Below are 26,218 nucleotides of genomic sequence, written 5' to 3'. Positions count from 1 at the left end.
TTACCCCCACTTTCTGATGTGGAGACACTCTCTGTATATTTGAGTTACCCAGTCTTTGCTACTGGCTTTGGTTTTAGAATCAAGTCCGGTGTCTTTCTCCCAAATTCTTTGCCAGCTACTGTGTTCTCGAGTTATGGATAGGGCATGTAGTGCAGGTGATAGAACGGGGCAATATTCATCCTCTTCCAGTAAGTTTTCAACCAGGGGTTTAGATTTGTTTATCATGTCCTTGAAAGCTATTTCTTGATCATCTCTTAAGCCTGCTTTCTTAAGCAATCCTGGTAGGGCAGGTAGCTCTGAATCAAGGTTCGTTCTATGAGCAAATTCCACACCAAGCACTGCAGGTAACGCGAGTTTATCCACTTGTTCTACTGGGATATTGAGCATGCTGCTTTTTTCACCAAATAGCCACCACAAAATTTCGAGTTCTTCATCTTGAATGACAGTTTGATTATTTGATTGTCGAACATATGCTTTGGTGTGATCTTGGCACCAACTTAGATGTGCCTTGAACTCATTCAAAACAGCTTTTAGTGCAGCCTCATATTGAGCAGGTTGGTTTCCGGAAACTGCTTCAACGGCTTCTTTTGTTGCATTCCTAATCTTGAAGTTGAAATTAGGAGGAGATGGCGATTTCCGCTTCCTTCTTGATATACCTTCTTTCAAGGCAAATTGTGTGGACATCTCGGTGATGTCAGCGTTACCAGGAAAATCCCTTTGCCCGCAAAATGATGCTGCTAGGATAGTTGTAGATAGTGCTGTTGCACGTTCTTCATTATCTTCGTCTTCCAAACACGCCGCTAGACAGGCTGTTGACAATGTCTGGAGTTCAAATTCATGTGTCCCTGCTGTCATCGGGAACAGATTGTCATGCTTTTTGAATGCTTTACGTAGCCAGTGATCAGGGCCATCTTTTAACTCAGGCATACCCAAAGCTACCCTTATGAGTTCTTTCTCTTCATCCCAATCAAGTTGCTCATCGCGTAAGTGCGCAACCCCTGCCCAGCGGAGATCGAGAGTGTCTCTATTGACATCGAGTTCTGAAGACCTCATCCAATCAGCGAAAAGAATGTGCATCTCTGGGATTTCGCTGATTTCCTGGTCTTCATTGGATTCTATATCTTGCGTTTCTTCACTCATTTATCTTCTCCGCCGTCGTCACTTTCTCTATCAATTTGTCAACAACCCCCATTTCGTTGGCATTCTTGAACGCTGTTCTGTAGCGCTCATTTTCAGGTAGCGCCATGTGCTCTTCTTCCAATAAATTAAGCTCAGTCAGAATTTGGCTTCTTTGACTGAGCTTTAAGTTCCAGAATCGAAATGCCATTTCTTTGCCATTTACCTGGGAGGGCTGGGGAAACTCTTCGTTGGTGCTTTCTTGTTCAGATTGAGCCTGGGTGCTAGAGGGTTCCTCTGGAGCAGCTGGAGGTGTTTGAGCAGATATGGGAGCAGTGGGTCTAGGGTTAACCGGTATGTGATACTCAAAGACCTCGGTTTGATTGTAATTCTGTTTACCAATAAAGATTCTTGGTGCATTTTGAAGCACCCTAATTTTCGCAGATACCGTAACCTGCGGTTGTTCGGCGTGATTATGAGAAAGGTGTAAGTCTAATATGTTGTAACCCGGTTCATAGCCGCCTTCAGCCCGGTCTGGATGAATCGAGTCAGCTGCTATCCGAACAGTACCCATACCTGGGTCCCATCTACCGCGGTGCTTATGACCAAAAAGCTGAATTCCTGCACCGTTATTAAGATCATCAATTACGTCATCTGAGTTTACGAACCAGTCACAAGGGTGGTGCATCATAGAAAGATGGATGCAGCCGTCTTCAGTCCGGAAGTTCGTTTGTATGCCGCCTAAGAAGAGCCTGCCGATGTCATCGTGTTCGCCTGAGAAGAAAGTAGATGTTAGCCCATTGATAATCAGGTCTACGCCTTCATCTATGGGTAGCTTGTCTGTCCAAAAAGGATTTTGAGGTGTAATGTCGCAGCGATAACGCGCAGCAAACACATTGTACTCATTCATTGGTTTGATGAGTTCTGCACCTGCTTGCGAATCTAGTAGCGCCATCCGGAAAGCACTTTCGCGAGCCTCTCCTTGCTTATTCATAATGCGTTGCCTAACAGCATCTATCATAAGTTTACCGGCTGTAGCCCGGTTAACGTCATGATTTCCGGGGACAACATATACATTCAGAGGAGGACATGAAAAGCGACGGCACAGATCATCTAGCCATTGAGCTGCGAATTCGAATTCCTTGGTTTCTGCTTTAAAAGCAATATCACCTGTAATTAAGATTGCAGATATTGGCCGGCTGTCATTTTGTATTATTGATTCAATATCTTTGATCAATGCGTCGCGGATGGGGCCATCTCTATCTTGCTTAGGATCTTCGCAAAATGGAGTCCGGAAGTGGATATCGGATAGATGTAGTAGTCGTAGCACTGCGCCCTTTTTCCTTATGCGTGTAATACTATAGTTCTTTTTAATTTCACCTGAATTTTCACTTGGGTGAGCGATCTTCTTCTAGCAATTCGCTGAAAGGAAACTCTCCGTACTACTGCTATACCATAAAAACTACCGCTAGCAGTATTTCTTCGTAGTAACTCGCCATAAATATAGCCAGCTTCTCTTATAATGCATTGAGATATATTATTGCCATTCAACCCTCAATGAAAATCCAACCCATCCAAAAAATGCGCCCCATCGACGGTCAGCACATTGGTATAAATCTCGGTGCTATCCACTGACTTGCGCCCCAACAACTGACTCACGTACTTCAATGGCCGCCCATGCAATAACAAATGAATCGCAAACGAATACAGAAAGGTGTGGGTACTGATCGCAAAGGGTACGCCCCCTACTCTACCCACCAACGCATGAATATGCCGATTCACCGTTTGTCGGCACATCCGAAAAATTAGCTCGGTTTTTTTGAAATGCCCCGCGTAGAGGTAACTCTGGATACGGTCTTCCAGGGCGTGATCGGTAATGGGGATATAGTGTTTGGGCGAGCGCTGCAGCGCCTTTTTGGTAGAACTGCCGGGATGCTGTTTCAGCGTTTTCAGAACCACCCCGAAGTCACACCCGTAATCAACAAAGGACGCCGGCTTTGACGCCAGCACTTCCGAGATCCGGGCACCGGCGGCCCATATCAGGTCCAGAATCAAACGAAAGGTCGGGTGTTTTTCGGCGTCGAGCAGACACAGGACTTCCGGCTTGAGCAGGTACACCTGCATAGTATCAACAGTGTCCAGGACCGTGGGCCGTTTGGCCACCAGACGATCCCAATCGATCTGCACAAACTGAATCGGAAAGGCGACCGCCGGCGCTTCCACCGGGTGAAAGAGTGGCTGGGGACTGGGTGCGGAAAACCCGCTGTCGCTGCGCCTCTTTTGTACCATTACGTCCTTGATCTTTGGTGCAATCCAAGGGGCATTATGCGCCCTTATTTTCCCACAGACAATGGTGATTTTATCAACAAATAGCGTTTAAAACTGGGCCGCAGCCGATGCACCGCTTTACTTGCATATGGTGCACTTATGATCAAAGTTTCAACCCCCAACTCGCCGACACCTCAATAACACCATACCCCAGTAAAACTGCATTTGGCTTTTGTATGTATTGGGCCTTTAAGCATCCAATAGCAAAGTCAGAGCACCACTAATCCATCAAACATCTTCATGCTGCTCTCTTAATTGACTCTCTAGGGCCGCAATTTTGCCCTGTATGTGTCACCTCTTGGATAGCTATTGTGGAGATTAAGGTGAGCAACTATCTTCAGTTTGCGTAGGTGAATCCCGATAAACATGGATCAATAAGCGGTATGAAGGGGCAGCACTAGGTTCTAGAGGAGTACAGCACACTTATTGATCCTATTTTAACGACAGGGTGTCTGTGCCTACCCACGTTACGAGGTGTCTAGAAGGAAGCAGGTCAAAGTGGCTCCAACCTGTAGCATCCGGGTCCGGATATATTACTTCTCCCACCTGTTTGAGGTGTTACCTGAATTTGTGTACTGATCCGCTCTTTCAGGGCAGAGACATGCGAAATCACACCAATAAGTTTGCCATCCTGTTGCAAGCTTGAGAGAGTCTCCAAAGCCGTATCGAGTGCCTCCTCATCGAGCGTACCGAATCCTTCGTCCAAGAATAGCGAATCCACTCGAACATTCTTACTTGCCATATGAGACAAACCCAGAGCTAAAGACAGACTCACAATAAAACTCTCACCACCTGAAAGATTCTTAGTGGAGCGAATCTCTCCAGCCTGGTAGCTATCGACCACATTAAGCTCCAGTGGCCGAGTATGATCGCGAACCAACAAATAACGATCAGTCATTTTTTGCAATTCTCGGTTGGCATGACCAATCATCATCTCGAAGGTCAGCCCCTGAGCAAAATTACGGTATTTCTTTCCGTCTGCAGAACCGATTAACTCTTGTAGGTTTTCCCACCTGCTGCACTCGATTTTCTGAATCTCTATGGCCGCCCGTTTTTCATTTATCCGGCCTTTTGCAGCTGCATTCTCACTAAGCTTGTGTTTGTTGCCGGCAATAATCTCCCGTAGTTTGCTTAGAGATGCCTCGAACTCTCTAAGCTGTGGCTCGAGTTCTTCTTTAGACTTTTCCGTAACTTGTCTGCTCATTTCTGTAGAAAGGCGCTTTTCTCGATCATTTTGCCGAGCTTTCAAATCGGTTTGTCGTTCATCTAGGTTCTTTGCCTTGTCTGCCAGCTCATTCCTACGTCCGGAGGGCAGCATGGCCACCTGAAACTCTTCTTCATTCGTAAAGCCAACTGACGTGAGTGCTTCTGAGAACTCGGTCTCCATCTTGCTCAGATTCGGCTCTCTCTCGTCAATTCGCTTTCTCAATGAATCAGTATGAGACTTCACCATATTCCATTCTTGCTGGAACTTGTTGTGACGTTCCCTAGCCTGTTTTTCTGCATTTTCAGCAACAGAAATCGCCGTATTTAAACTGCGCTCCTCATCGCTGGGATTTTTTTCACCGTACAGGGAATTACGTTCATCACTTCCAACAAGGAGTTCGTTTCGCAAGCTCTCTAAGCGATCCTGGTTTTCCTTCTGAACTGTGCACTGCATTTCGATAACGGCATCCAGTCTTACTACCTCTCCATCAATATCGGTAACCTGTTTTTCAAGGTCTACTTTTTTCTTGACCTGGAGTTGCCATACATTCAGCCTCTTCCGAAGAGATTCAAGCACTAATGAAATGTCCACTTCAAAATCATCCACGATTCCAAGAGGACGAAGTTTGATAAAGACAGCCTGTCTGAATTCAGTAGAATCTGCATGCAGTTTTACAACGGCATCTTTGATCTCTGCCAGGGTTTTCTCTGCGACCTTCTTATCATTTGCCGTTGATGATTCCAGTTTTTCCGCATCAATGAAATTTTTGTGGGCCAATCTTTCAAGATCTTCAAGCTTTCGGATCGCGACCTCTTGATCCTCAGCGTTGCAGATCAACTTAGTCAGCGCATCAATTCTCTCTTCGGTTTCGTCAGGGACAGGGATATTCCCTTCTGCGAAGGGATGCTCGGTTGCACCACAAAGTGGACATGGTTTTCCATCTTCAAGCCTGGCTCGGTGTTCTTCAAGCTCCACTATTTTTGCCAGAAATGCCATTTCACGCAGCAGGGTTTCCTTCTCGGTGCGGTATTCCCGCAATAAACGCTTTCCTAGCAACTGGCTCAATACGTCTTTGCCCTGCTTAATCTGTTTTGAGGCCTCTACCAACTCCTGCTTTCGAAAGGCTGATTCTTTCTGACAGGTATCTAGTGAATTAGCCGCCAGCTCTAAAGCTTTCGAGGCAGCTTCTTGATCAGCCCCTTTTTGAGCAATTTCTTTTTGCCTAGTGAGTAGGATACCGAACTGTTCTTCAACACCTGCCAGGCCCTGAATCAACCATTCATCCTGTGCATGCTCCTGGAGATAGCCGTCTACGAGATTTAGCGCCTCATGAGTTTTGGTGCGCTTACCCTCTTCTTCGAGCCGCAATTTTTTTCTGCTTGAATCTTTGACCCAATTTTCTTGCAACTTTCATCGCTTTCCCAAACAGCCTTCTTCAGCTCAGCAAGCTTCTGATCTAGGGAGCGTACTTGCTGGAATATCGGTACGGCCACTTTCAGGTTCTCTTTGGCCAAGCCGGCTTGTTGATCAGCTGTTCTCAGTGCCTCGGCATGATCCTTGGTAGACGCCTCCAGCCCAGGAAGAGCTTCTTCCTTAGACTTCAATGATGCCCTATCATATGCCTGTTGCTTACGGATCTCGGTGAGAGTTGCGTATGTAGCGTCGAGGGAGGCAGCACTTACAGCCAGGTTTAACTTCTCACGACTCGGTTTGAACGTCTCAATTTCATCCTGCAGCTTGCCTCCCTCTTCAGAGAGGTTGTGAATTTCTGTCTTCAGCTTTTTAACACTATCAAGCCAATCAATTGCCTTCTTGGTGCTGGCAAATTTGGTGGCGAGGTCAGTTTCTTCCTTTTGATTTATCTTGAGTGTCTGTTCAAGCTCTTCTTCCTGCTCAGGCTCAAGAACTACGATACCTGTTGTTTCAGCCTGGAGCAGGTTCAGTTGTTCCCTCTCTTCGCGCTGACGTTCATGGACTCGGATAGATATAAGACTATAGATCTCTGTGCCCGTAATCTGCTCTAGAATCGGAGCCCGATCATCTGGTGCTGCCTGAAGAAACGCGGCAAAGCCACCTTGGGCAAGTAACATGGAACGGGTAAAACGATCAAAGTCCATGCCAGTAGCTGACTCAATCTGGCCGGCCACCCCTCTGATCTTGGATTCGAAAATCTCGCCGGAATCGGCATTGGCAATTTCGTGTTTTGGGGATTGGAGTTCACCATCCAGTTTCTTGCGCGCTCGGCGCTGGCTCCAATGACAACGGTAACGCCCAGACTGAGTTTCAAAGGTCACCTCAGCAAAACATTCGCCAGTCTGGCGAGACATGATTTCGTTTCCGCTCTTGGTGACCTTGTTCAGGCGCGGTGTCCGCCCATAAAGGGCGAGACAAATAGCATCTAGGATGGTGGTTTTCCCTGCGCCGGTAGGGCCGGTGATAGCGAAGATACCATCAGACACAAAAGCCGTGTGCGTTAGGTCGACCTGCCATTCGCCGACCAGTGAATTCAGATTTTTAAAGCGAACTTGCAGTATTCTCATCGACAGCCTCTTTACTCTGCCTTTACATCTTCTTCATGGAGTGAAGAAAGTGTTTCCTTGTAGGCACGAAGCAATTCCGGCCGCTGTTCATCAGGTATGCAATTAACGTCTAGGCAACGTTCAAATACATCGTTTACATTCAAGTCGTCGAGTGATTCTTCCTGGTGTATTTGCCTCAATACACGGTCTATGACTCGGTTGTTCTTTATACGGAGAACTTCTACCTTAGCGTTGGAAATTTCAGCTTCCAACCGCTCCCGCAGGTCTCCTATAACTTCGTCACCTTCGTAGATGACTTCAGCCCAGACAGCAGAACCGTCGGGAGCATCTATTACCGATAATTCAAGGATACGATTTAAAATTCCACCCCAGTCTCCTCTAATGCGTTCCAGTTTCTGGAACACCGGTACGTCAATCATTTGGACTGATGCCGTCTTACTAAGTCCCTGAGCTTGATCAAAGGCCACTAAGCACACGCTCTTTTGCTGTTTCGCTTCACCAAACCCCATGGGTAGCGGCGAGCCGCTATAGCGTATAGTCTCGGAGCCGTTTACTTTTTGTGGCACGTGCAAGTGCCCAAGCGCCACATAATCAAAGCTTGCGGGAAAAATTCCGGCTGCCACATGAGCCAAAGAACCAACGTATAAGTCGCGTACACCATCACCATCAACAGTTTGTCCGCCTGCTGTGAAAAGATGTCCTGTAGCTACGATCGGAATGCCCCCCCCCAAACTCTCTCGCTTCTGCTCGGCCAAGGTAGCGACAGCAGCGTAGTGGGTGCGAATTCCATCTATCAACTTTCGCTCCTTGTCTTCGATGCTTTCACCAGCTTCCGCCACGCGAATATCCCTATCGCGAAGGTAGGGCACTGCACAAACAATCAATTCAGGGACGTCTTGCTTATCACAAAGCACCAGTACTTCATCTTCTAGGGAGGAACTGATATTACCGACCACGTGGACATCTAGGGCCTTAAGTAACTCCCTGGGTGCGTTGAGAAAGGATGGAGAATCATGATTTCCCGCAACGATGAGCACATGCCGGCAAGATGAAATAGCCACACGGCATAGGAAACGGTAATAGAGCTCCTGGGCGCGATTGCTCGGAGTACTGGTATCAAACACATCACCAGCAACTATCAACACATCAATTGAGTTTTTCTGAATTGCTTCTGCCAGCCATATCAGAAAGGCCTCAAATTCTTCATAGCGTTTTCGGCCGTATAAAGTTCGACCAATATGCCAATCAGATGTGTGAAGAATTTTCATGGAGCATCCACCTCTGACTGTGGTTCTTCAATGGAAAATTCCTTTATCGATTTGCTTAAGCGATGCAAGACCACCTCCCCCTTCCGAATCCGGTAAGCCCCTAGCCCACCCCTACATTCTTAGAAGCAATGCTGCTTGAAATTCAAGCTAGGGTGATAACTATCAAGTGCCTCTTTCTAGCCTGACTTATGGTCCATACCCTACCACCTCATTCCAATACTCAGTAGTGGTAGCTTTTTATCAGTGACCTTTTCTGAAAGATGCTTGGACACAAAATGTTCGAAACAACTCATCATGCTAAAGGCAGTGCCATCACTCAGCTAAATTACCAGATGTATTCGGGGCATGGTTTAAGTTGGCGTCGAAGGTCTCGAACCCTTGGCTGAGGCAGGTGCCTAGTATGGCAGCGGTAACATCGATGTCCAGACCGAACCCTTTATGATACCGGATCGGCTCTAGAGGTTGTCACACACTCTGGAGACTACCAATCTTTAGAGGCAAAACATCACCTGGGATTAAACCTATTAACTCTTGGGTTAATTTCTGGCTATTCAAATAAGCAATATATTTGGACAAGTATTTACCAGATCAAAAAATACTGATGAGTGATCAGGTAAGTGTTTCAGTTAGTAATAAAAGCACTAACTAATTGGAATTTAGGATAAAATCAGAAGGCTAGTTAAGTACTTAACTTGGGCGTTCACCGCATTCCAACAACAACTCCATATTTCTATGTCTGCTTCCAATCGGCCACCAGCACCAATCATCGACAACCTGAGCAATCTTGAGAATCCATTCCGCTGCACCAGCTTTTCAGCTAGCCGTTATCTCAGCAAGCAGATTCCTGGTGCTGATACCGATCTGGAGTTCACGCTTAAGTTTCTTTACAGCTATAACGGCAGCCAGGCAACGTTCAACAGCTACCGCCGTGAACTTGAGCGGTTGCTGCAATGGGCGTGGCGCATTGAAGAAGTTTCAATAATGACTCTGAAGCGCGAACACATTGAGGAGTTTGTGCAGTTTTGCATTGAGCCGCCAATTGCCTGGATTGGAACTAAGAATGTTGCCAGATTCAAAACACAAAATGGCGAGCGCGTTGTGAATGCCGATTGGCGGCCATTCGTAGTCAGTGTATCCAAAGTTGAGTTTCGTGCTGGCAAGACGGCTTCCCCCAAGGAGTTTCGGCCATCCCAGGCAGCGATCAAATGCATCTTTACTGCATTGTCATCCTTCTTCGATTTTCTCTATCAAGAAGGCTTGGTAACAGCCAATCCTGTGGCACTGATTCGCCAGAAAAGTAAGTTTGTTCGACGTGAGCAACAAAGCCAGGTTGTGCGCCGAATCAGCAACTTGCAGTGGGACTATGTCCTGGAGACTGCTGAGATCATGGCCGAGACATCACCAACTGATCACGAGCGAACTTTATTCATTATGAACGCCCTATTCGCTATGTATTTGCGAATCTCTGAGTTGGTTGCGGATGAAAGATCGGCACCAGTTATGGGTGATTTCAAGAAAGATCGCGACGGAAACTGGTGGTTTCACGTTACGGGTAAAGGTAACAAAGGCCGGGCGATCACTGTTTGCGACCAAATGTTGAAGGCCTTGAAGCGCTACAGAAATTATTTGCAGCTCCCTGCTCTGCCCAGTATTAACGAGCAGACACCTCTGGTGCACAAGTCCCGTGGCAAGGGACCGGTTACCAGTACCCGACAGGTGCGTTTGATTGTTCAAAACTGCTTTGATGCTGCCCACCAACGGATGGTTGAAGAAGGCTTAGGGGAAGATGCTGAAGATCTTAAGGCTGCCACTGTGCACTGGCTCCGCCATACGGGTATTTCTGAAGATGTGAAGTACCGCCCCCGCGAGCATGTGCGCGATGATGCGGGACATGCAAGTATGGCTACGACCGATCGCTACATTGATTCCGACATGCGGGAGCGGCATGAAAGTGGGCGGAGTAAGCGGGTAAAGGAGGAGCGGTAATACTACCGCCCTACCCTCATATAGATGAAATAGCTTGACCCAAAAAAGATACGATATATCATTGCGCACCATCTGATTAACCTAGTACACATGGATGAATACTCAGAGTGCGGAGAGGCTAATGGCACATACAAACAAACTCCCAGTCACCGTCCTTTCAGGTTTTCTAGGTGCCGGTAAAACTACGGTACTTAGCCACATACTGAACAATCGCGAAAGCAAAAAAGTTGCTGTAATCGTCAATGATATGAGTGAAATCAATATCGATTCGACGAAAGTACAGAGCGAAGTTTCTCTTAACCGTAGTGAGGAGAAGCTTGTTGAGATGAGTAATGGCTGTATTTGCTGCACTCTGCGGGAAGACCTTCTGGAGGAAGTCACTAAGCTTGCGCAGGAAGGACGGTTTGATTATCTCGTTATTGAATCAACAGGGATTTCTGAACCCTTACCCGTTGCAGAAACCTTCACTTTTGCCGACGAAAATGGTGTTTCTCTCTCTGATGTTGCCAGTTTGGACACAATGGTGACGGTGGTCGATGCAGTCAATTTTTTAAAGGACTATGACGAGGCAGTATTTTTACAGGATGCTGGTGAATCATTAGGCGAAGACGACGAACGCAGTGTAACTGATTTGCTGATCGACCAGGTCGAGTTCGCAGATGTCATTCTGATCAGTAAAACGGATTTAGCTGGCCCTTCTGATGTTGAGCGCCTAGAGGCCATTCTGCGAACTTTAAATACGCAGGCAAAAATAGTTCCGATCTCTCAAGGGCAAGTCAATATTGTCGAGGTTCTAAGTACCGGCTTATTTGACTTCGAGCGCGCGCAGCAAGCACCTGGTTGGCTTAAAGAGATGCGAGGTGAGCATGTTCCTGAAACTGAAGAGTATGGCATTAGCAGTTTCAGCTACGAAGCACGTAGACCCTTCCATCCAGAAAAATTTCATCAATTTCTGCACAATACTGAGAGGCACGGCAAGTTAATTCGTTCCAAAGGGTATTTTTGGCTGGCGTCCCGCCCTGAGTTTGCAGGCGAATGGAGTCAAGCGGGAGGCATTGCTCACTATGGGTTCGCTGGAATGTTCTGGAAGGCTATACCCAAAGAAAACTGGCCCACTGACGAGAATTATCGCAACTCCATTGAAAAGCAATGGGTAGAACCCTTTGGTGATATGCGGCAAGAACTAGTATTTATTGGCCAGAGTTTGAATCAAACCAGCATGACAAAAGCGCTTGATGACTGCCTGCTAAGCGAGGACGAAGTGCTACGAGGCAAAGAATACTGGGCGACATTGAATGATCCATTTCCCGCATGGGAACAAGGATGAATATTAACCTCACCCCTGTACTTGGCTAGATCCTTTAGTGGAAAAGTGTAAAAGACCGGCAAAGTGCCGGTCTTTTATCAAACTAACTCCTTTCTACAATTCAATTCTCTATAGCGGCCTCAACGGCTGCCGCCGCATCAACAATGCCTGATCCACAGCGCCGACAAGAGCCCGTAAAGCTTCGGGCTGTACTGGTGAGAATGGATTCAACCTCATCTGGTGTAACATCGGGCTTGACTGAATATATAAGTGCAGCTGTACCGGCAACATGTGGAGCGGCCATGCTGGTACCGGCATAGTATGCGAAGCTATCACTACCGGGAGTTCGCGCTCCGCTGTTTAATGTAGAGAGAACGCCATCGGATTCCACCGAATTAGTTTCACCTCCGGGGGCAGCGACATCGACCACATTACCGTAGTTAGAGTAGTAAGCAAGCCCTCCGGAGCGGTTGGTTGCGGATACTGTAATGACTCCTGAACAGTTAGCTGGCGAAAACCAGAAGGCATTCCGCCCAGAGTTACCCGCAGCAACAACAACGGTAGCGCCCAGGCTACGAGCCGTATTAATGGCACTTTGAGTTGTGCTTCCACAGAGGCCAAAGCCCCCCAGGCTCAAGTTCAGTACTTGAGCCGGAGTTTCATTGGCTGGTGCACCACTAACCGAGCCGCCAGCGCTCCAGACAATGCCGTCGGCAATGTCAGATGTGTAACCGCCGCAGCGGCCGAGTACTCGAACGGGGAGCACTTTTGCTTTATGGGCTATCCCAGCGATACCCATATTGTTGTTGGTGTCGGCAGCAATGGTGCCGGCCACATGAGTGCCATGCCAGCTGCTATCAAACTCGGGATACAGTGGGTTTCCGCAGTAACTATCGGTATACCAATCCCCAGGATCACTGGCATCACTATCACGACCATCCCCATCTACAGCGATATCGGAATCCGAAATCATGTCGTAACCAGGCAGCAAGTTGTCCATGAGGTCTGAGTGGGCGAGGTAACCGGTATCAATAACTGCTACTACCACGCCCTCCCCCTGAGTTATATCCCAGGCTGCGGGCAAATTCAGTCCGCCATCAGCTTCAAAGTAGTGCCACTGGTCGTAATAGCTGGGGTCATTAGGGACCGCCATAGGGTGCATCATCATGTCGGGCTCAGCGTACTCAATATTGGGGTCTTGTTTTAGTCGGTTGATTATCAGGTTGATCTCGGCTTGGCTTTTTCGGCTCCCCAGGTGCATAACTTGTGCACCCGTCGCCATGCGCCGCAAGTGGCGCAAATTGTAGCCGGCACGACGAGAGGCCTTATCCACGGTTGCCTGAGTCATGCTCGCTGACCGTCCAATCGTGGAATCCTGCTTGTATTTCACAATGATCCGGTCAGTTGTTGGAGCGCTACTTATGTTATCCATTTGGGTGGCGAAGGAGCCTGTACATAGAAGTGAAAACACACCTGCTAGTGTGGATTTTTTCAACAGTGACTTCATTATTGTTATCTCTCCATGATGATTTAGCCGACGGGGTGTGACATCCTAACCATTAGTACCAATGTCCCTGTTGTGACAGGGCACGTTAGGGTTTACGCAAGATATATGCCTGAGCAAGTCATGGCTGGATATTGAGACAAAATTAGTACCAGTGTTTCAATTTTGCCCACAGGGATAGTAGTGGCAACAGATGTATCCTTCTTGGGTCATTGCCGGCTTCTTTCTATTCTTGTGACAGCCTCCACCTAAACAAACTTATTTATCTGTCTTTGCACCGATATAGAGATAACTAAGGGCTTTCCAATCACTGTGCACAGAAAGGCTGCAAAATACTTTTCGAAAATTTTTCAACTTTAAAGAAAAGGCTGGAACTTGAAGTTAATTCACTCTGATAAACGAGCTTTAATCGAGCAGTGGAAATGATCATCACAGAATTGGTGATATTGCCGGCAATATAACTGGGAAAGGATTCTGCAGAGATCAACGTGTTAAAAGAAAATGCCAGTCAGCTTAACTGACTGGCATTACTTTAGTAGAACAGCTATCTACCCACCCCGCAGGAACCTGTAGAGTGGGAGTTAGCCCATTTACTCAGTACTAGCACTCAGAGAAACGCCAGAGTAGTCAGAGTAACCTCGAATACTGATATACCAGGTACCTGCGCCTGGATTACTGATGCTGCAGCTTTCATCATTACCCCACTCGTATGGACGGCAGTCATACACTGTGCGGGTGGGTTCTTGGCCGAAACGGACGTAGAGGTCTGCATCCCCACTGCCACCAGACATTACGGCACTCAGCGTTGAAGCTCCGCTATCAACCTCAACAGTGAAGTGCTGCCAGCTGTTTGGGGAACCGGAAAGATCTGTTTCTTCCCAGCTGTCACTACCACCGCCGTCACCGCCCTCGGTATAGCTGCCTACGAGACTTACGTTAGAGAAGGAGCTATAGCCATGTATCATAACGTGATAGGTTCCGCCCTCTAATTCAGAGTCAGCGATCTCACAGGTTTCGTTGTTGCCCGAAGTCCATGGGCGGCAGTCATAATTACTGGTAGTCGGAGCGCTGCCATGGCGAACGTAAAGGTCAGCATCGCCACTTCCGCCTGACATTACAAAGGAAAGGCCCGTGGCATCGTCAGGCACCTCTAGGGTGAAGTAAATTTCATCACCGCTGTTACCCTCGATACCAGTCTCAGCAACACCATTTTCGAGCTCTCCACCTTCGTTACCGCCACCGCCATTGGCCACGGCTACGGCCGCTGCTGCATCGACAATACCTGAACCACAGCTGCTGCAAGAAGCTGGGAAGCTCCGAGCGGTACTGGTGAGGATTGACTCAACTTCATCTGGGGTCAAGGTAGGGTCTACAGAGTAGAGCAATGCTGCAGCACCGGCCACATGAGGTGCCGCCATACTGGTGCCCTGGATGTAGTAGTAACTATCACTGCCGGGGTCAGTAGCACCATTGTTATAGGTAGAAAGGACGCCGTCGGAGTCATTGGCGAAGCTCTGTGCTCCACCCGGCGCTGCAACATCTACTACATTGCCGTAGTTAGAGTAGTAAGCACGACCGCCACTGCGATTAGTCGCAGCCACTGAGATCACCCCATCACAACTGGCAGGAGTAAATTGGCTTGCGTTAGCATTACTATTGCCAGCAGCTACAACAACCGTCGCACCGAGACTGCGAGCAGTATCGATGGCATTTTGTGTGGTAGTACCACAGCTTCCGCTGCCGCCAAGGCTGAGATTGAGTACGTCGGCGGGATTCACATTGGCTGGCAGTCCACTGACAGAACCCCCAGCACCCCAAATGATGCCGTCAGCAATATCTGACGTATAACCACCACAACGGCCGAGCACACGGACAGGAACAATCTTGGCCTCATAGGCAACACCAGCGATACCAAGATTATTGTTGGTAACGCCAGCGATAGTGCCGGCAACATGGGTACCGTGCCAGCTACTGTTACTTGAGGAGCTATCGCCACAAGTACCAGAGCTATACCAATCACCCGGATCGGTGGCATCGCTATCGCGACCGTCGCCATCTACGGAAACGAAGGTATCGTCGATCATGTCATAGCCCGGCAAAATGTTGGCTGCCAGGTCTGCATGGGGTCGATAACCAGTATCGAGTACTGCGACCACAGCCCCGTTACCCGCAGTGCTATCCCAGGCTGATGGAAGGTTCAAGCCACCGGTAGATTCATAGTAGTGCCACTGATTGAGGTAACTTGGGTCATTAGGTACAGCCACTGCTTTCAAGATCAGATCTGGTTCTGCGTACTCCACATCCGGGTCTTGCCTCAGGCGATCGATAATTGCATTTAATTCAGCTCTATTTTTTCGACCTTCTAAACGCATTACCTGTGCACCAGTAGCCATACGGCGCAGGTGACGTAGTTTGTGGCCGGCATGGCGGGAGGCTTTGTCTACCGTCTCCTTAGCCATGATAGATGCCCGTCCTACCTTAGCATTTTCTTTGTACTTTACGATTATTCGATCAGTCATTAGCGCGTTGTCCGCCTCTTCCGCATAGGTAGCGAAAGGCGCATTACATAGTAGCGAAAATGTACTTGTTAGAACCGTCTTTTTAAAAAATTTATTTAATAATAATTTCATTACTATAGTTTCTCTGAAGTTATATTTATTCCAAAATAAAAATATTTTGAAATTAGTTACTCCTAAGCCATTTCGCCTTGGCCAAATATATTCACTGAATATAAGATCATTTAGTCAGCTAGAACGAAATTGGTACCAACGCTTCTTGTTGGTACAAACGTATAACGGCTTAAGAAATACTATCCTCAGCGATAACCCTTAAACCTGAGTGGGATTCGATGACAAATTTACAATCGTTATAAAATGCCAAAGTAATAAATATTTTTCCGCAAAAATATGAGAATCACTTCACAAGAGATGCCATCAAAACAATTAATTAATGTCTTATGAAATAAATTACGGCTATATTGCCCAAGTATAATTTAATGTTATATCGTATCAAAAAAATTATATTTAACTAGGAATTTTGATGGTAAGTGAACTGATCGAATGGAAATTGGACAGCCTTTAAAAGACGAAATAGACCGCAGAGCTTATAAGCAATAATCACCAACTATTCAGCAGTAATTCCAACTTCCAGAATGGTATTTTCGCTACACATTGGCCTTCACAGGCATTCTCTCGCCAGTGATAATAACCTATCGAACCTAGCTGAAACTTTATGGGAGCAGGTCATATTACTGCCCGAGAAATTCTCAACCTCAAAGAATAAATCTTTTAAGTGCGGATGTAATTTAAATTGCAGAAATATACTTTTGGCGACTTAAATATAACCAACAAAAATTCCCCCATCTTTTCCCATCATCAATAACCACACACCCAAATCTCGCACATATTTATGGATATCTTGAATAACACCAAAGGGTAAGTGCTTCTGTGTGGACAAAAAATGCCACACATTAATAAGCTGCTTTATTTAAGGTATAAAACCTGGAAATTTATAAGTAAGTTAAGCATGCATACTTTCAATGCTGACAAGCTCAGCAGCTATAAGATCCTGACTAAGGCCTTTTCCATTTAGATAAACCTCCACCAAAAAGCTGCACAAAATTATAAAAAATTCTTCCTTGCCGAAAAATTAACCACTAAGAACCCCCCCAACAATCGTACTGCCTAATGTGGTAACTTTATGCCGACTCAAATTTTTTCGTTTCAAATCACTACACGTGTTTTCATGCATTTATGAGATGTACCGCTGATAGAGCACCGCTATAAACTACCTTTATGGCGTACGTAAGCGCCGAGTCATAGGAATTGAAAGGCGATAAAATTGAAAAAATACAATTTTTAGAGGTGCCCCACATTAAAATATAACGTACCGGTTATCTCTAGCTTTTAAACTTTATGAATAGCAAGGGACAATATAGGTAACTAACCTAGTGTTGCCATAGGAAAATCGACTACCGCACCTAACCCTTTGTCATAACTTATGCTTTACAGTTCCTTCTAAGCATTTCTATTCACGTCAATATTCACGTGTTCATCAGTACGCCAAACATTTAAGCCCGCATCTAAAAACTTTATCACCTAAGTTGTAACCAGAAGAAAGATCAACAGTTAAATATCAGTGAGCGATGAGCCCCAATCCCTGCCATGGTGCCTGATGCAATAGCAAAGGTTCCACTTTGCATTGGGTTGGATAAATCTCCCGCGGCAAATATTCCCTTAACGGAGGTTTCCTTAAACTCGTCTACTTTCACAATCCGTCCTGTAAACGAGTCCTCCAGCTCCAAACTCAATTTATCTATAAAAGGCAAAGTCATCTCAGATTTAGGGCTCACGTAAAGCCCCTCCAGTGGTAATCTGCGCTTATCCGCTAAGATAACGCCACTCAAACTATTCCCTTCTCCCTCTAGGCGGATAATCGGGACTTCCTCTACAATCACACCACGGACTAGTAAATGGTCGAGTATCTCCCCCCCAGGGCTAAACTTCCCCTGGGTGAATAAGGTAGTTGCCCCCCAATCGGGGATCATCGCTGCTTGATGGAAAGAGAGTTCGCTGGTTGCCAGTACACCTAATGGGCGATCACTCAACTCATAACCATGGCAGTAAGGGCAGTGAATCACACTTCTTCCCCAGCGCTTTTTCACCCCGGGAATATTCGGTAACTGGTCAGAAATGCCTGTTGCAAGAATCAGCCTCTTCGCCTCAAAAGTGGTATTTCCTTGTGTCTTGACAACAAACCCCTTGTTCAGGATCTCAACACTATTCGCAGTGCCCTCTATAAGTTGAAAGTTTGAATAGGAGCTCAACTGAGATAATGCCGTTGTACGAATCTCTGCGGGAGTCTTACCGTCCAGACAAAATATACCATGAGACGCTTTCGCAAAGCGGTTTCGGGGTTTATTCGCATCCAACACAGCAACCTTGCGACGTCCCCGGGAAAGTTGCATTGCCGCCGACAAGCCGGCAAAACTGCCCCCAATGATCAACACGTCCACATCCATCCCTCCACTATCATGTAACTTTAATTGTTACACAAAAGTATAAGGCTGCACGGCAAATGTAACAACAAAAGTTTCGTGATAAGCTACATGACCTGAGACACAGGTGACTTATGCGTAAAGACAGCAGACTATCCCGGGCACTTCATGTCCTTATCCATCTGAGCGTGGCTGACAAGCCTGTTACTTCAGACAAGATGGCCGCTATGCTCCTTACCAACCCCGTTGTAGCCCGCAGGACCATGGCGCTTTTGCGTGATCAGGGCTATGTGCGATCCATTAAAGGGCACAACGGCGGCTGGTCGCTCATAAAACCCTTAAATGAAATCACCCTTCTTGATATTCACAAAGCCTTGGGTGAGAGCTCAGTTTTTACTATTGGCCTCACCGACGAACACGATGACTGCATCATTGAACATTCCGTAAATACGGCCCTAAAAGATGCAATGAATGAAGCAGAAAGTATTTTACTTGCACGTTTTGGTGAAGTTACGCTTAGTTCGCTTATGGACATATACCGTTAACCCTTTCCGCTCCCATAAAGAAATAGATTTTAATTCCTAAGAAACCATATATGCTCAAGTTTGACCTGAGATAACTAAGCGTAATTTATGTATTGTCGTTTAAATCTTAGTTTTAACAAAGTCGTTGGATAATTAAAAATTCCGGGTATTATCATGAAAACTCGCTGTAGCCACGTTTTACTCTGGGTAAAGGATATTCATCAAGCCGTACGAGATTTCCGCCAGCTCGGTTTTTCCGTGGATTACGCCACAAAAGAAAAGAACGCCCAGCACGCCCATATTTGGTTTAGTGAAGGGGCTATTATTGAATTATTGACATCTCCATCCAATGCCCACTATTTCAAATGGCTTATTGATATCTTTGCCGGCCGAGGCGCGGGACGTAGGATGATACGTTGGTCACAAGAAGGAGAAGGTTTTTGTGATGTTGCCTTAGTCAGTGACGATTTTGATAATGATCTTTCAGTAATGAACCGTGAAGGGGTTCAAACCGGGCGAGTAATTCCCTGGCAACGCACTAAACCAAACGGAGAAAAAACCAGTTTCCGCTTTGTTTATCCTCGCTCTGAGCGACTGCCGTTCTTAGTGAGTCCGTACAACCCACCTCAATACCCCCCCAAAAAAAATCATAAAAATGGTGCTACTGGTCTGAGTAAAGTACATATGGAAGTCAGTGAGCAAGACTGGCAATCAGTGCGACGTTTAACCGATCAAGATTACATATTTAATATCAAACCCGGTCCCACAACTAAAGTTACAGGCATAGAAGTTAGCGGGCTGAAAGAGAATTTGGACCCTACTCTATTGCATGGAAGTAAAATAACCCCTGCAAATTAAACAAATTAGTGGATCAATCTTGTAAAGAGATTGATCCACTAACCATCGAGCTATACAAAACAGCTATTAACTAAGCTGTCATAACCTCATTACAGACGATAAAGTGCTCCAATTCCCGCGCGACGCCCTTTTGCCGGCGCCCCTATTCTGGCGTCAGGAGCAAATATCGCATTGGTGTAACCGTATAGTTGATACTGCTCATCCAGCAAGTTATCGGCAAACAGGTAGAGTTCCATAGAATCTGTTTGCAGTGCTAGGCGCAGATCCACTTTACCATAAGCATCCAGATTAAAATGATTTTGTGCATCTGCCGGGCGCTCATCCACATGGCGAACTGTTAGATTGGTATTGAGAGCTGGTGCACTTAAACCCATAAAGTCTGGTAGTGGCTGGTAGTAATTTAATGCCAGACTTGCACTCCAGCTAGGCACATCGGGTACTTCATTACCCGCCATAACATCACCACCGGAAACGCCGTACACATCTTTGGTAATTTCTGTATCAAGGAAGCTTAAGCCCCCGGCAATACTGAACCTCTCAGTAATAAACCAATCGGCTTCAATCTCTGCACCAAAGGTCTCCGTATCCGCATTCACCGCTGCCGATGAAGCAGTAACAAAATCAAAGCCGAGCAAATGGTCATCTTCCACTGAGTTAAAGAATATCGCACCGCTGATATTCAAGCTGTCTGATTCAGACTTGATACCTACTTCAATGCTGTCAACTGTTGCTGGGCGGTATGCCAAGCTATCAGCTGATTGTGTAGCAAAGTCATTGAAGCCACCGGATTTATAGCCTCGTGCGGCCATTGTGTACAGGTTGCTAGATTCACTGAGGGAGTAGTTGAGAGCCAATCGCCCTGTTGTATAGTTATCATCCAAAGTTCTTTGATCTTTGGAGACATAAAAACTCCCATTCGTGCCATAACTGGCGTATTCACCGGCGTAGTCCTTACTCTCTTGGGTGTAACGTAATCCTGCTGTTAATTTTATGGCTTCAGTTATAGGAAGCGTAGTCTCACCATAAATAGCCTGGCTATCAGTTTCATAATCCCGGTATTGGTTGGCGTAGGACACTAGATTAACAGAGTCAAAGCTTCTCTCGGTATCGTGTAAGTTGATTCCAATCACCCAGAAAGTCGATGCATCAGGTAGCGAGGACAAACGTAAATCCTGGCTGATCGTTTGCTCATCCTGGCTATCGCCACGAAGATACTCCATCGGGAAGCCAAAGACAGCTGTCATAGTCGCCGGGTCGTAACCGGTTAGGTAACTAAAATCTGTGTCAACCAATGCGGTGATTGAGGTCAATTGACTATTACCCAGTTGATGGTTGATTTCTGTGGAAAAACGCTCAACTGTTTTCTCGTTATCGTCAAATGCCCCCAAGGTATGTTCACTGCTTGGATCATCGCCAAAAGGTTGCAACAACTGCAAGTTCAAGAAGCCGTCCTGGTGCTGTCTCTCTGCGATAAACAGCGCAGAGGTCTCCGGGCCCAAATCCCATAGCAAGCTTCCCCGGAATGCCAGATCTTCAGGCTCGGTCATTGGCTCACCATTAGTGGTATTTTCAACCCAGTGGTCCTCACTGGTGTGGCGCACAGCCAAGCGACCACGGAGTGATTCAGAGAACGGGCCGCTGATCACCGTTTCATAAAGGCTCTGGTTATCTTCACCTAGCTCAATGCGGCCATATGCTTCAAACTCCTCAGTTGGTTTCTGGGTGGTAATATTGACCGCCCCAGCTTCACTGTTACGCCCAAACAAAGTCCCTTGCGGACCTTTCAATATTTCCAGGCGTTCAATATCCAGGGTCCCCAGAGATACATTCCCTGCTGGCATAGATACTCCATCAATATTAACTACGACGGAGCCATCGTCTTTGTTTACCTGATTGAGTGAACCAACACCACGGATGCGGATATTTGCATCCACCGCACCACTAGATGAGTAGACATCAACTCCGGGGGTACTGCGTAAAGCATCTTCAACGTTGAGATGCAGCCGGTTTTTTATCTCCTCTTCACCAATAACACTTAAACTGAAGGGAATATCCTTGGCTTTCTCTTTTGTATGCCGTGCAGTGACTTCAACAACTTCCATCGCGTTCTCAGAAGCAGCATTTTCCGCAGCAGAATAGGCTCCAGAGGCGTACATTAATGTTGCGGATAGCAATGAAATCTGTTTGCTGAGTTCTTTTTTATCTCGGATTAAGCTGAGCATGAATTAATATCCTTTCTACCTATAATTAATCGTTATTCAAAACTTCAGAACTCTCAGCCAGTAAATTCTGTGCAGGGTCCCGCTGATAAGATGGCCAGATATCTAGCGCCAATACTTTTTCGGAAGGCAAACGATCGATCAGTGCATTTCCGTTGATGACCTCTGCATCCAGCTCGTTGATATCGGCTAACAAACGGTAACTGGCAGTTTCGGTAACCGGCTGCCACCCGCCTTTCTCCCAGCGCCAACGCTGCCCATCCAGGCGTATCTGGCCTGTTTCCAAATATTCGACCGTTAAAGCTGATGAAAGAGGAGCCCCGAGCATATTTTGTGTGCGTGTCACGCCCACATAGGCGTTTAACACACTCTCGATATTTTTCTGCTGCTGAATATCATCAAGTAATGCAGACAGGGATTCCGGAGTTTGATGAAGTGTCCAATCCAGTGCGGCCACCGGTGCGTAGTAGCGAGCCCAACCAGAAATCGGCGCTGTGCTTAAACGTTCAACAGGTATTTCGCTGCCTGCCAAATCTCTAGTCGTTTTGTCGGAATAGCGAACCAGAACGTCATCGAGCACTTCGATACCGTCAATTTCTGCAACACACAACAGGCCTATCGCTCCCGAAACTCCATCGCTTAACCATGCAGAACCAGCAATACGTCGTAAATCCGACTTGGCAACTAGATGCTGACGGGCCAAGGCACGGGCAATATCAACACGCCTCAGCCAACGTCCTGTGCCCTCATCGGCAATATCCCAGTGAGGACCTTCGGATAATTGCAGTAAGGTACCGCTGGCGCGAGTCTCGCCGAGCCCTCTTGGCCACTGGGCAATTCTCTTAATTTCGATATCCGTACCCAGCCGCTCATTAACGCAGGCCTGCATCTGGCCCACATCTTTTGCAATGGCGGAGACCATATTAGAGCGGTTGGAATCATGGGGAATTTCAAAACCATCGAATACTGCAAGTTCCTTATCAGGTGCCCATTGAATGGCGAAATCCAAGGGACCATTAGTACTCCCCTGCTCGCTGAACACAGGCTTGTCAGCGCTTTTAATACGAACTTGCCAGCGCCAATCTCCCGAAGGGGCTGCGCCTTCAAGGGGTGTGGCAAGCTGTGCGGTTGGCAGGATGAACTCACGGCTTAAACCCAGAGCTTCGCGCTCTGCTGGCACCCGCAAAATACGCTCGGGATCAATGCCTAGACGCGGAACAATATCACTGGCTTGTAACCAGACTCCGCTGGGTGTCAGCCCCGAGGGCTCCCCCTCAGCTGACCAGCCGGGAGCAGTCAGTTGCCACGATAGTTTGATATTACAACCTGGCTCAGGGCAGCCTGAAATTGGCAGGGACATATGGTCGTAGCGTTGTTCAGCCGTTACTTCACGCCCATCCACTAAAGTGTTCACCAAGACAAATCCCTGAGGCAATTCAAAATGCAGGCCCTGTCCATCAACCTGGACTTGGAGCAATTGCCACTCAGCTTCCACTGTCTGATTATCCGGGTTGATACTGATTTTCAGATCACCGCCAGATACTTCAAACTCACTAGCTTTCGGCAACCAGTATGCTTCCCAGGCTGCATCTTCCCGCTTCAGTTGCTCCGGTGATTGATAACCTCCCTGCACTACCAACTTGTCTTCCAGTACAGTACCCAGACCGAGAAGAAATAGAGCGGAACAAGCCACCAAGGCACCCTGAGGAGCCATAAGGCGAGAGCGTATCAGGGCAAAACCCCGGGACATGCGGCTATCCAATCCCCTTGGAATCCATAGCGCAGCCAGGCCGACCATCAATACGGCGAGTGCAACTTTGAATCCATCCAGCGCTAACAAATAACCGATCCAAGGTTCCCAACCACTGAGGGCCGACAGTTGGATATGTGCAGTAATACCCACTTCATAGGGAGGGTAATGCACCAGCTCCAACTCATGATTCAGTACCAAAATAAAAGTCACGAACATTGACATGGAGTAGGCAAAGCCCGCATGTCGGAATAGCGCATGCACCAGGAGCACCATCATCGACAACTCTAATAACGGCGCTGTCACTATCAACAACTGGTAGGTAAATGCCTGGCCTATATCGACAGAGGCTGGTGCAGAAAGAAGTACGGCAAAGATGCCCGATAATCCCGGTAGCAGTGCCAACAGCACTGTCATAGCAAATACCGTAAGGGCAACACCAAACAGGCGCATATAATCCGGCGCTGGAGTAGCAGCCAGCATATCCTCAAACCCTGGCACCTGATCCCTGCGGCATACCAAGCCAGTCAGCGCTGCGATCACAAATGCAATCACAAGAAAAATAACATCCTTGAGGAGTGGCAACAGCATTTCCAAACGCGGTGCCATGGGCCCTTCGGCATGCCAGATAATTTGGGTAAAAGAGCTGACGACCCCCATCACGACGAGTATCGCCACACCAACCCACCAGGCCCGACTACCCCATACATGGAGCAGCCTCCAACGGGCTTCCAGCATTAATTGACGCAGGCTGCGGCCAAGTGATGCGCTATCCGGCTTCGATGGAGAGAGATTTACTACTTTACTGGCAGCTGTCTTTTTGCTGGCTTTAGCGCGAGTAGGTTTGGCAGACCCTTCCAGAACCAGGTCCTCCCGTCGCAGGTATTTCAAGTAGACAGCTAGAGCGAGTAGCGGTAAAAGACACCAAAAAATCCGGTTTAATACCGAGCCCAGGGTAAAGGGCAATAAAGAAGAGGATTTTTGCAAAGGTGTCCAGGAGGTGACTTCCGTATAAACAAAAGTAAACAGCGAAGGGTCCATTACCGCAGCCAGCTGCGGATTAATGCTTGCACCCTGAAGCACGATTACAGCAAACATCCACAGCATCATCAGAGCCGCAGCGAGCCCAAAAGGACCTGCCAGGCTTCGAGTGCGTAGCGTCATAATAAAATACAGAGCACCGATACCGACGCTGGCGGGGATCTGCAGCCAGATCCATGCAAAGCCGAGGGCTTTCCAGGGGGCTGGGCCAATCGCCGCTTCAGGCAGTAAGCCCATCCCGACCAATACCGGCGAGAATAAAAAGCCCACCAGCGCCGATGCACTTAATATGGCTCCTATAACCGCTGCACCAATAAACCGCCCCCAAAGCATAACCTTCAAGGAATTCGGGGTTGTATAAATGACTTCGTGCAAACTGGCTTTGCGATCGCGCAGAATCGGCTGTGAGAATACCCAGGCCCAGGCAAAAAACTGGAAGAACATACACCCAGCACCCATTAGGTAAATGAGCGATGGCGAGTTCCGGGGGATATCTGTAGCCCCCATTTTTTGCATATAGTCTGCGTTCACCAAATTCAATAGCAGGTAAATCACCAAGCCCCAAAAGGCCAATGCCACAATGCCGCTGCTAAAACCGGCCCTTATTTCCAGCTTTGCCTCATGGGCAATAAGCGCCAGCTTATTCATGCCGCCTCCCGCTGGTCTTTTACCTGTTCAATCGCCAGGTGATAAATATCTTCCAGGCGCGGGGTATGGGCCGTAAAGCGCGGGTCTTCGGGTTTATCACCGTGCACGATTACCTGGGTGCCATCGGGCTTGGCAATATTGTGCAGGGATTCCGGTAACTGCTCGCCCCGAGGAATCAGTGCTTGCCACATCTTGTCTTTATGGGGAGCAGTCACTTCCGGGGCTGTCCCCTCAACGACGATGCGCCCTGAGGCCAATATCGCCAGGCGCTGACACAGGTTTTCGATATCTTCAACGATATGGGTGGAGAGCAATACAATCGCATCCGCCGCGACATCCGCCAAAACACAGTGAAAACGATTGCGCTCAGCGGGGTCCAGGCCTGCTGTGGGTTCGTCGACAATGATTAGGCGCGGCTCACCGATAAGTGCAATAGCAATACCAAAGCGACGCAGCATGCCGCCGGAATAAGTTGATACAGCTCGATCGGCCACATCGGCCAAATTAACCTGCTCCAAAAGCCGATCCACTTCCCGACGTCGAGCACTCGTTTGGGTAAAACCTTTAAGCCAGGCGAAACGATCCAGTAATGTCCGCGCGGCAATCCCGGGGTAAGCACCAATATGTTGCGGTAAATAACCCAATTTCCTACGCATAAAATCCGGATTTGCCAGAACATCCACACCATCGAGAATAATCCGACCACTATCTGGCGTTTGCAGGGTTGCCAATGTGCGCATCAAACTACTTTTCCCAGCGCCATTCGGCCCGAGCAACCCATACATTCCGGGGCCAACTTCCAAATCAACACCGTTTAGCGCTTTCACCCCGTTTTTATAAGTCTTAAAGAGTCCTTCAACGATCAACCCTGATTGCTTTTGCATCTCTCCTCCTAACCCCATTTATAAGTAAAAATTCCGTAATCAC

Annotated in this window: 16 protein-coding genes; 4 read left to right on the top strand and 12 right to left on the bottom strand. The window is 47.5% G+C overall.

Features of this window, described 5'->3' with window-relative positions; genetic code table 11:
* From ACJJI0_RS04445 to ACJJI0_RS04420, 6 genes are all read right to left on the bottom strand, one after another.
* Window positions 1-1,140, bottom strand: coding sequence for a GTPase-associated system all-helical protein GASH (locus ACJJI0_RS04445; RefSeq protein WP_444884842.1), 1,140 nt, complete (start codon window positions 1,138-1,140; stop codon window positions 1-3).
* Window positions 1,133-2,446 carry a metallophosphoesterase gene (locus ACJJI0_RS04440; protein WP_444884841.1) on the bottom strand — a complete coding sequence of 438 codons (1,314 nt, stop codon included), beginning with the start codon at window positions 2,444-2,446 and terminating at the stop codon, window positions 1,133-1,135. Before ACJJI0_RS04440 ends, ACJJI0_RS04445 begins: the two co-directional genes overlap by 8 nt.
* A 224-nt stretch (window positions 2,447-2,670) precedes the next feature.
* Window positions 2,671-3,405 carry a tyrosine-type recombinase/integrase gene (locus ACJJI0_RS04435; RefSeq protein ID WP_444884840.1) on the bottom strand — a complete coding sequence of 245 codons (735 nt, stop codon included), beginning with the start codon at window positions 3,403-3,405 and terminating at the stop codon, window positions 2,671-2,673.
* Window positions 3,406-3,937: 532 nt separating this feature from the next.
* On the bottom strand, window positions 3,938-6,058 hold the full coding sequence (locus ACJJI0_RS04430) for an SbcC/MukB-like Walker B domain-containing protein (protein ID WP_444884839.1): 2,121 nt from the start codon (window positions 6,056-6,058) through the stop codon (window positions 3,938-3,940).
* Window positions 5,971-7,191 carry an AAA family ATPase gene (locus tag ACJJI0_RS04425; protein WP_444884838.1) on the bottom strand — a complete coding sequence of 407 codons (1,221 nt, stop codon included), beginning with the start codon at window positions 7,189-7,191 and terminating at the stop codon, window positions 5,971-5,973. The genes ACJJI0_RS04430 and ACJJI0_RS04425 overlap by 88 nt, the downstream gene beginning before the upstream one ends.
* 11 nt (window positions 7,192-7,202) lie before the next feature.
* Window positions 7,203-8,459 (bottom strand): exonuclease SbcCD subunit D C-terminal domain-containing protein, encoded by a 1,257-nt coding sequence (locus ACJJI0_RS04420; protein ID WP_444884837.1) that lies wholly within the window; start codon window positions 8,457-8,459, stop codon window positions 7,203-7,205.
* 732 nt (window positions 8,460-9,191) lie between these two features.
* On the opposite strand from ACJJI0_RS04420, the gene ACJJI0_RS04415 reads away from it, so the two are divergent.
* Together ACJJI0_RS04415 and zigA are read left to right on the top strand one after the other, a co-directional pair.
* On the top strand, window positions 9,192-10,445 hold the full coding sequence (locus ACJJI0_RS04415; RefSeq protein ID WP_444884836.1) for a tyrosine-type recombinase/integrase: 1,254 nt from the start codon (window positions 9,192-9,194) through the stop codon (window positions 10,443-10,445).
* A 121-nt stretch (window positions 10,446-10,566) separates the two neighbouring features.
* Window positions 10,567-11,772, top strand: a complete 1,206-nt coding sequence (gene zigA / locus ACJJI0_RS04410) for a zinc metallochaperone GTPase ZigA (RefSeq protein ID WP_444884835.1) — start codon at window positions 10,567-10,569, stop codon at window positions 11,770-11,772.
* A gap of 100 nt (window positions 11,773-11,872) precedes the next feature.
* Here zigA and ACJJI0_RS04405 read toward each other — a convergent pair whose 3' ends face one another.
* The 3 genes from ACJJI0_RS04405 to ACJJI0_RS04395 form a co-directional block, all read right to left on the bottom strand.
* Window positions 11,873-13,099 carry a S8 family peptidase gene (locus tag ACJJI0_RS04405; RefSeq protein WP_444884834.1) on the bottom strand — a complete coding sequence of 409 codons (1,227 nt, stop codon included), beginning with the start codon at window positions 13,097-13,099 and terminating at the stop codon, window positions 11,873-11,875.
* 746 nt (window positions 13,100-13,845) lie between these two features.
* On the bottom strand, window positions 13,846-15,774 hold the full coding sequence (locus tag ACJJI0_RS04400) for a S8 family peptidase (RefSeq protein ID WP_444884833.1): 1,929 nt from the start codon (window positions 15,772-15,774) through the stop codon (window positions 13,846-13,848).
* Between the two features lie 1,601 nt (window positions 15,775-17,375).
* A complete protein-coding gene (locus ACJJI0_RS04395) occupies window positions 17,376-18,275 on the bottom strand; it encodes an NAD(P)/FAD-dependent oxidoreductase (RefSeq protein WP_444884832.1) in 900 nt (299 codons plus the stop codon).
* Between the two features lie 110 nt (window positions 18,276-18,385).
* On the opposite strand from ACJJI0_RS04395, the gene ACJJI0_RS04390 reads away from it, so the two are divergent.
* A complete protein-coding gene (locus ACJJI0_RS04390) occupies window positions 18,386-18,796 on the top strand; it encodes an Rrf2 family transcriptional regulator (protein ID WP_444884831.1) in 411 nt (136 codons plus the stop codon).
* Window positions 18,797-18,949: 153 nt separating this feature from the next.
* Window positions 18,950-19,633 carry a VOC family protein gene (locus ACJJI0_RS04385; protein ID WP_444884830.1) on the top strand — a complete coding sequence of 228 codons (684 nt, stop codon included), beginning with the start codon at window positions 18,950-18,952 and terminating at the stop codon, window positions 19,631-19,633.
* Between the two features lie 89 nt (window positions 19,634-19,722).
* Here ACJJI0_RS04385 and ACJJI0_RS04380 read toward each other — a convergent pair whose 3' ends face one another.
* Genes ACJJI0_RS04380 through ACJJI0_RS04370 form a run of 3 tightly spaced genes read right to left on the bottom strand, consistent with a single transcriptional unit; the run spans window position 19,723 to window position 26,175 of the window.
* Window positions 19,723-21,855: a TonB-dependent receptor gene (locus ACJJI0_RS04380; RefSeq protein ID WP_444884829.1), complete on the bottom strand. Its 2,133-nt coding sequence runs from the start codon at window positions 21,853-21,855 to the stop codon at window positions 19,723-19,725.
* A 25-nt stretch (window positions 21,856-21,880) separates the two neighbouring features.
* Complete coding sequence (locus ACJJI0_RS04375) at window positions 21,881-25,291, bottom strand: ABC transporter permease (protein WP_444884828.1); 3,411 nt, start codon at window positions 25,289-25,291, stop codon at window positions 21,881-21,883.
* Window positions 25,288-26,175 carry an ABC transporter ATP-binding protein gene (locus ACJJI0_RS04370; protein ID WP_444884827.1) on the bottom strand — a complete coding sequence of 296 codons (888 nt, stop codon included), beginning with the start codon at window positions 26,173-26,175 and terminating at the stop codon, window positions 25,288-25,290. Before ACJJI0_RS04370 ends, ACJJI0_RS04375 begins: the two co-directional genes overlap by 4 nt.
* Between the last annotated feature and the right edge of the window lie 43 nt (window positions 26,176-26,218).

The sequence above is a fragment of the Microbulbifer mixtoriginis (SeqCode) genome (genome assembly GCF_052466695.1).
The sequence above is the reverse complement of the archived record's forward strand: the minus strand, read 5'-3'. Positions and strand labels throughout refer to the sequence as shown.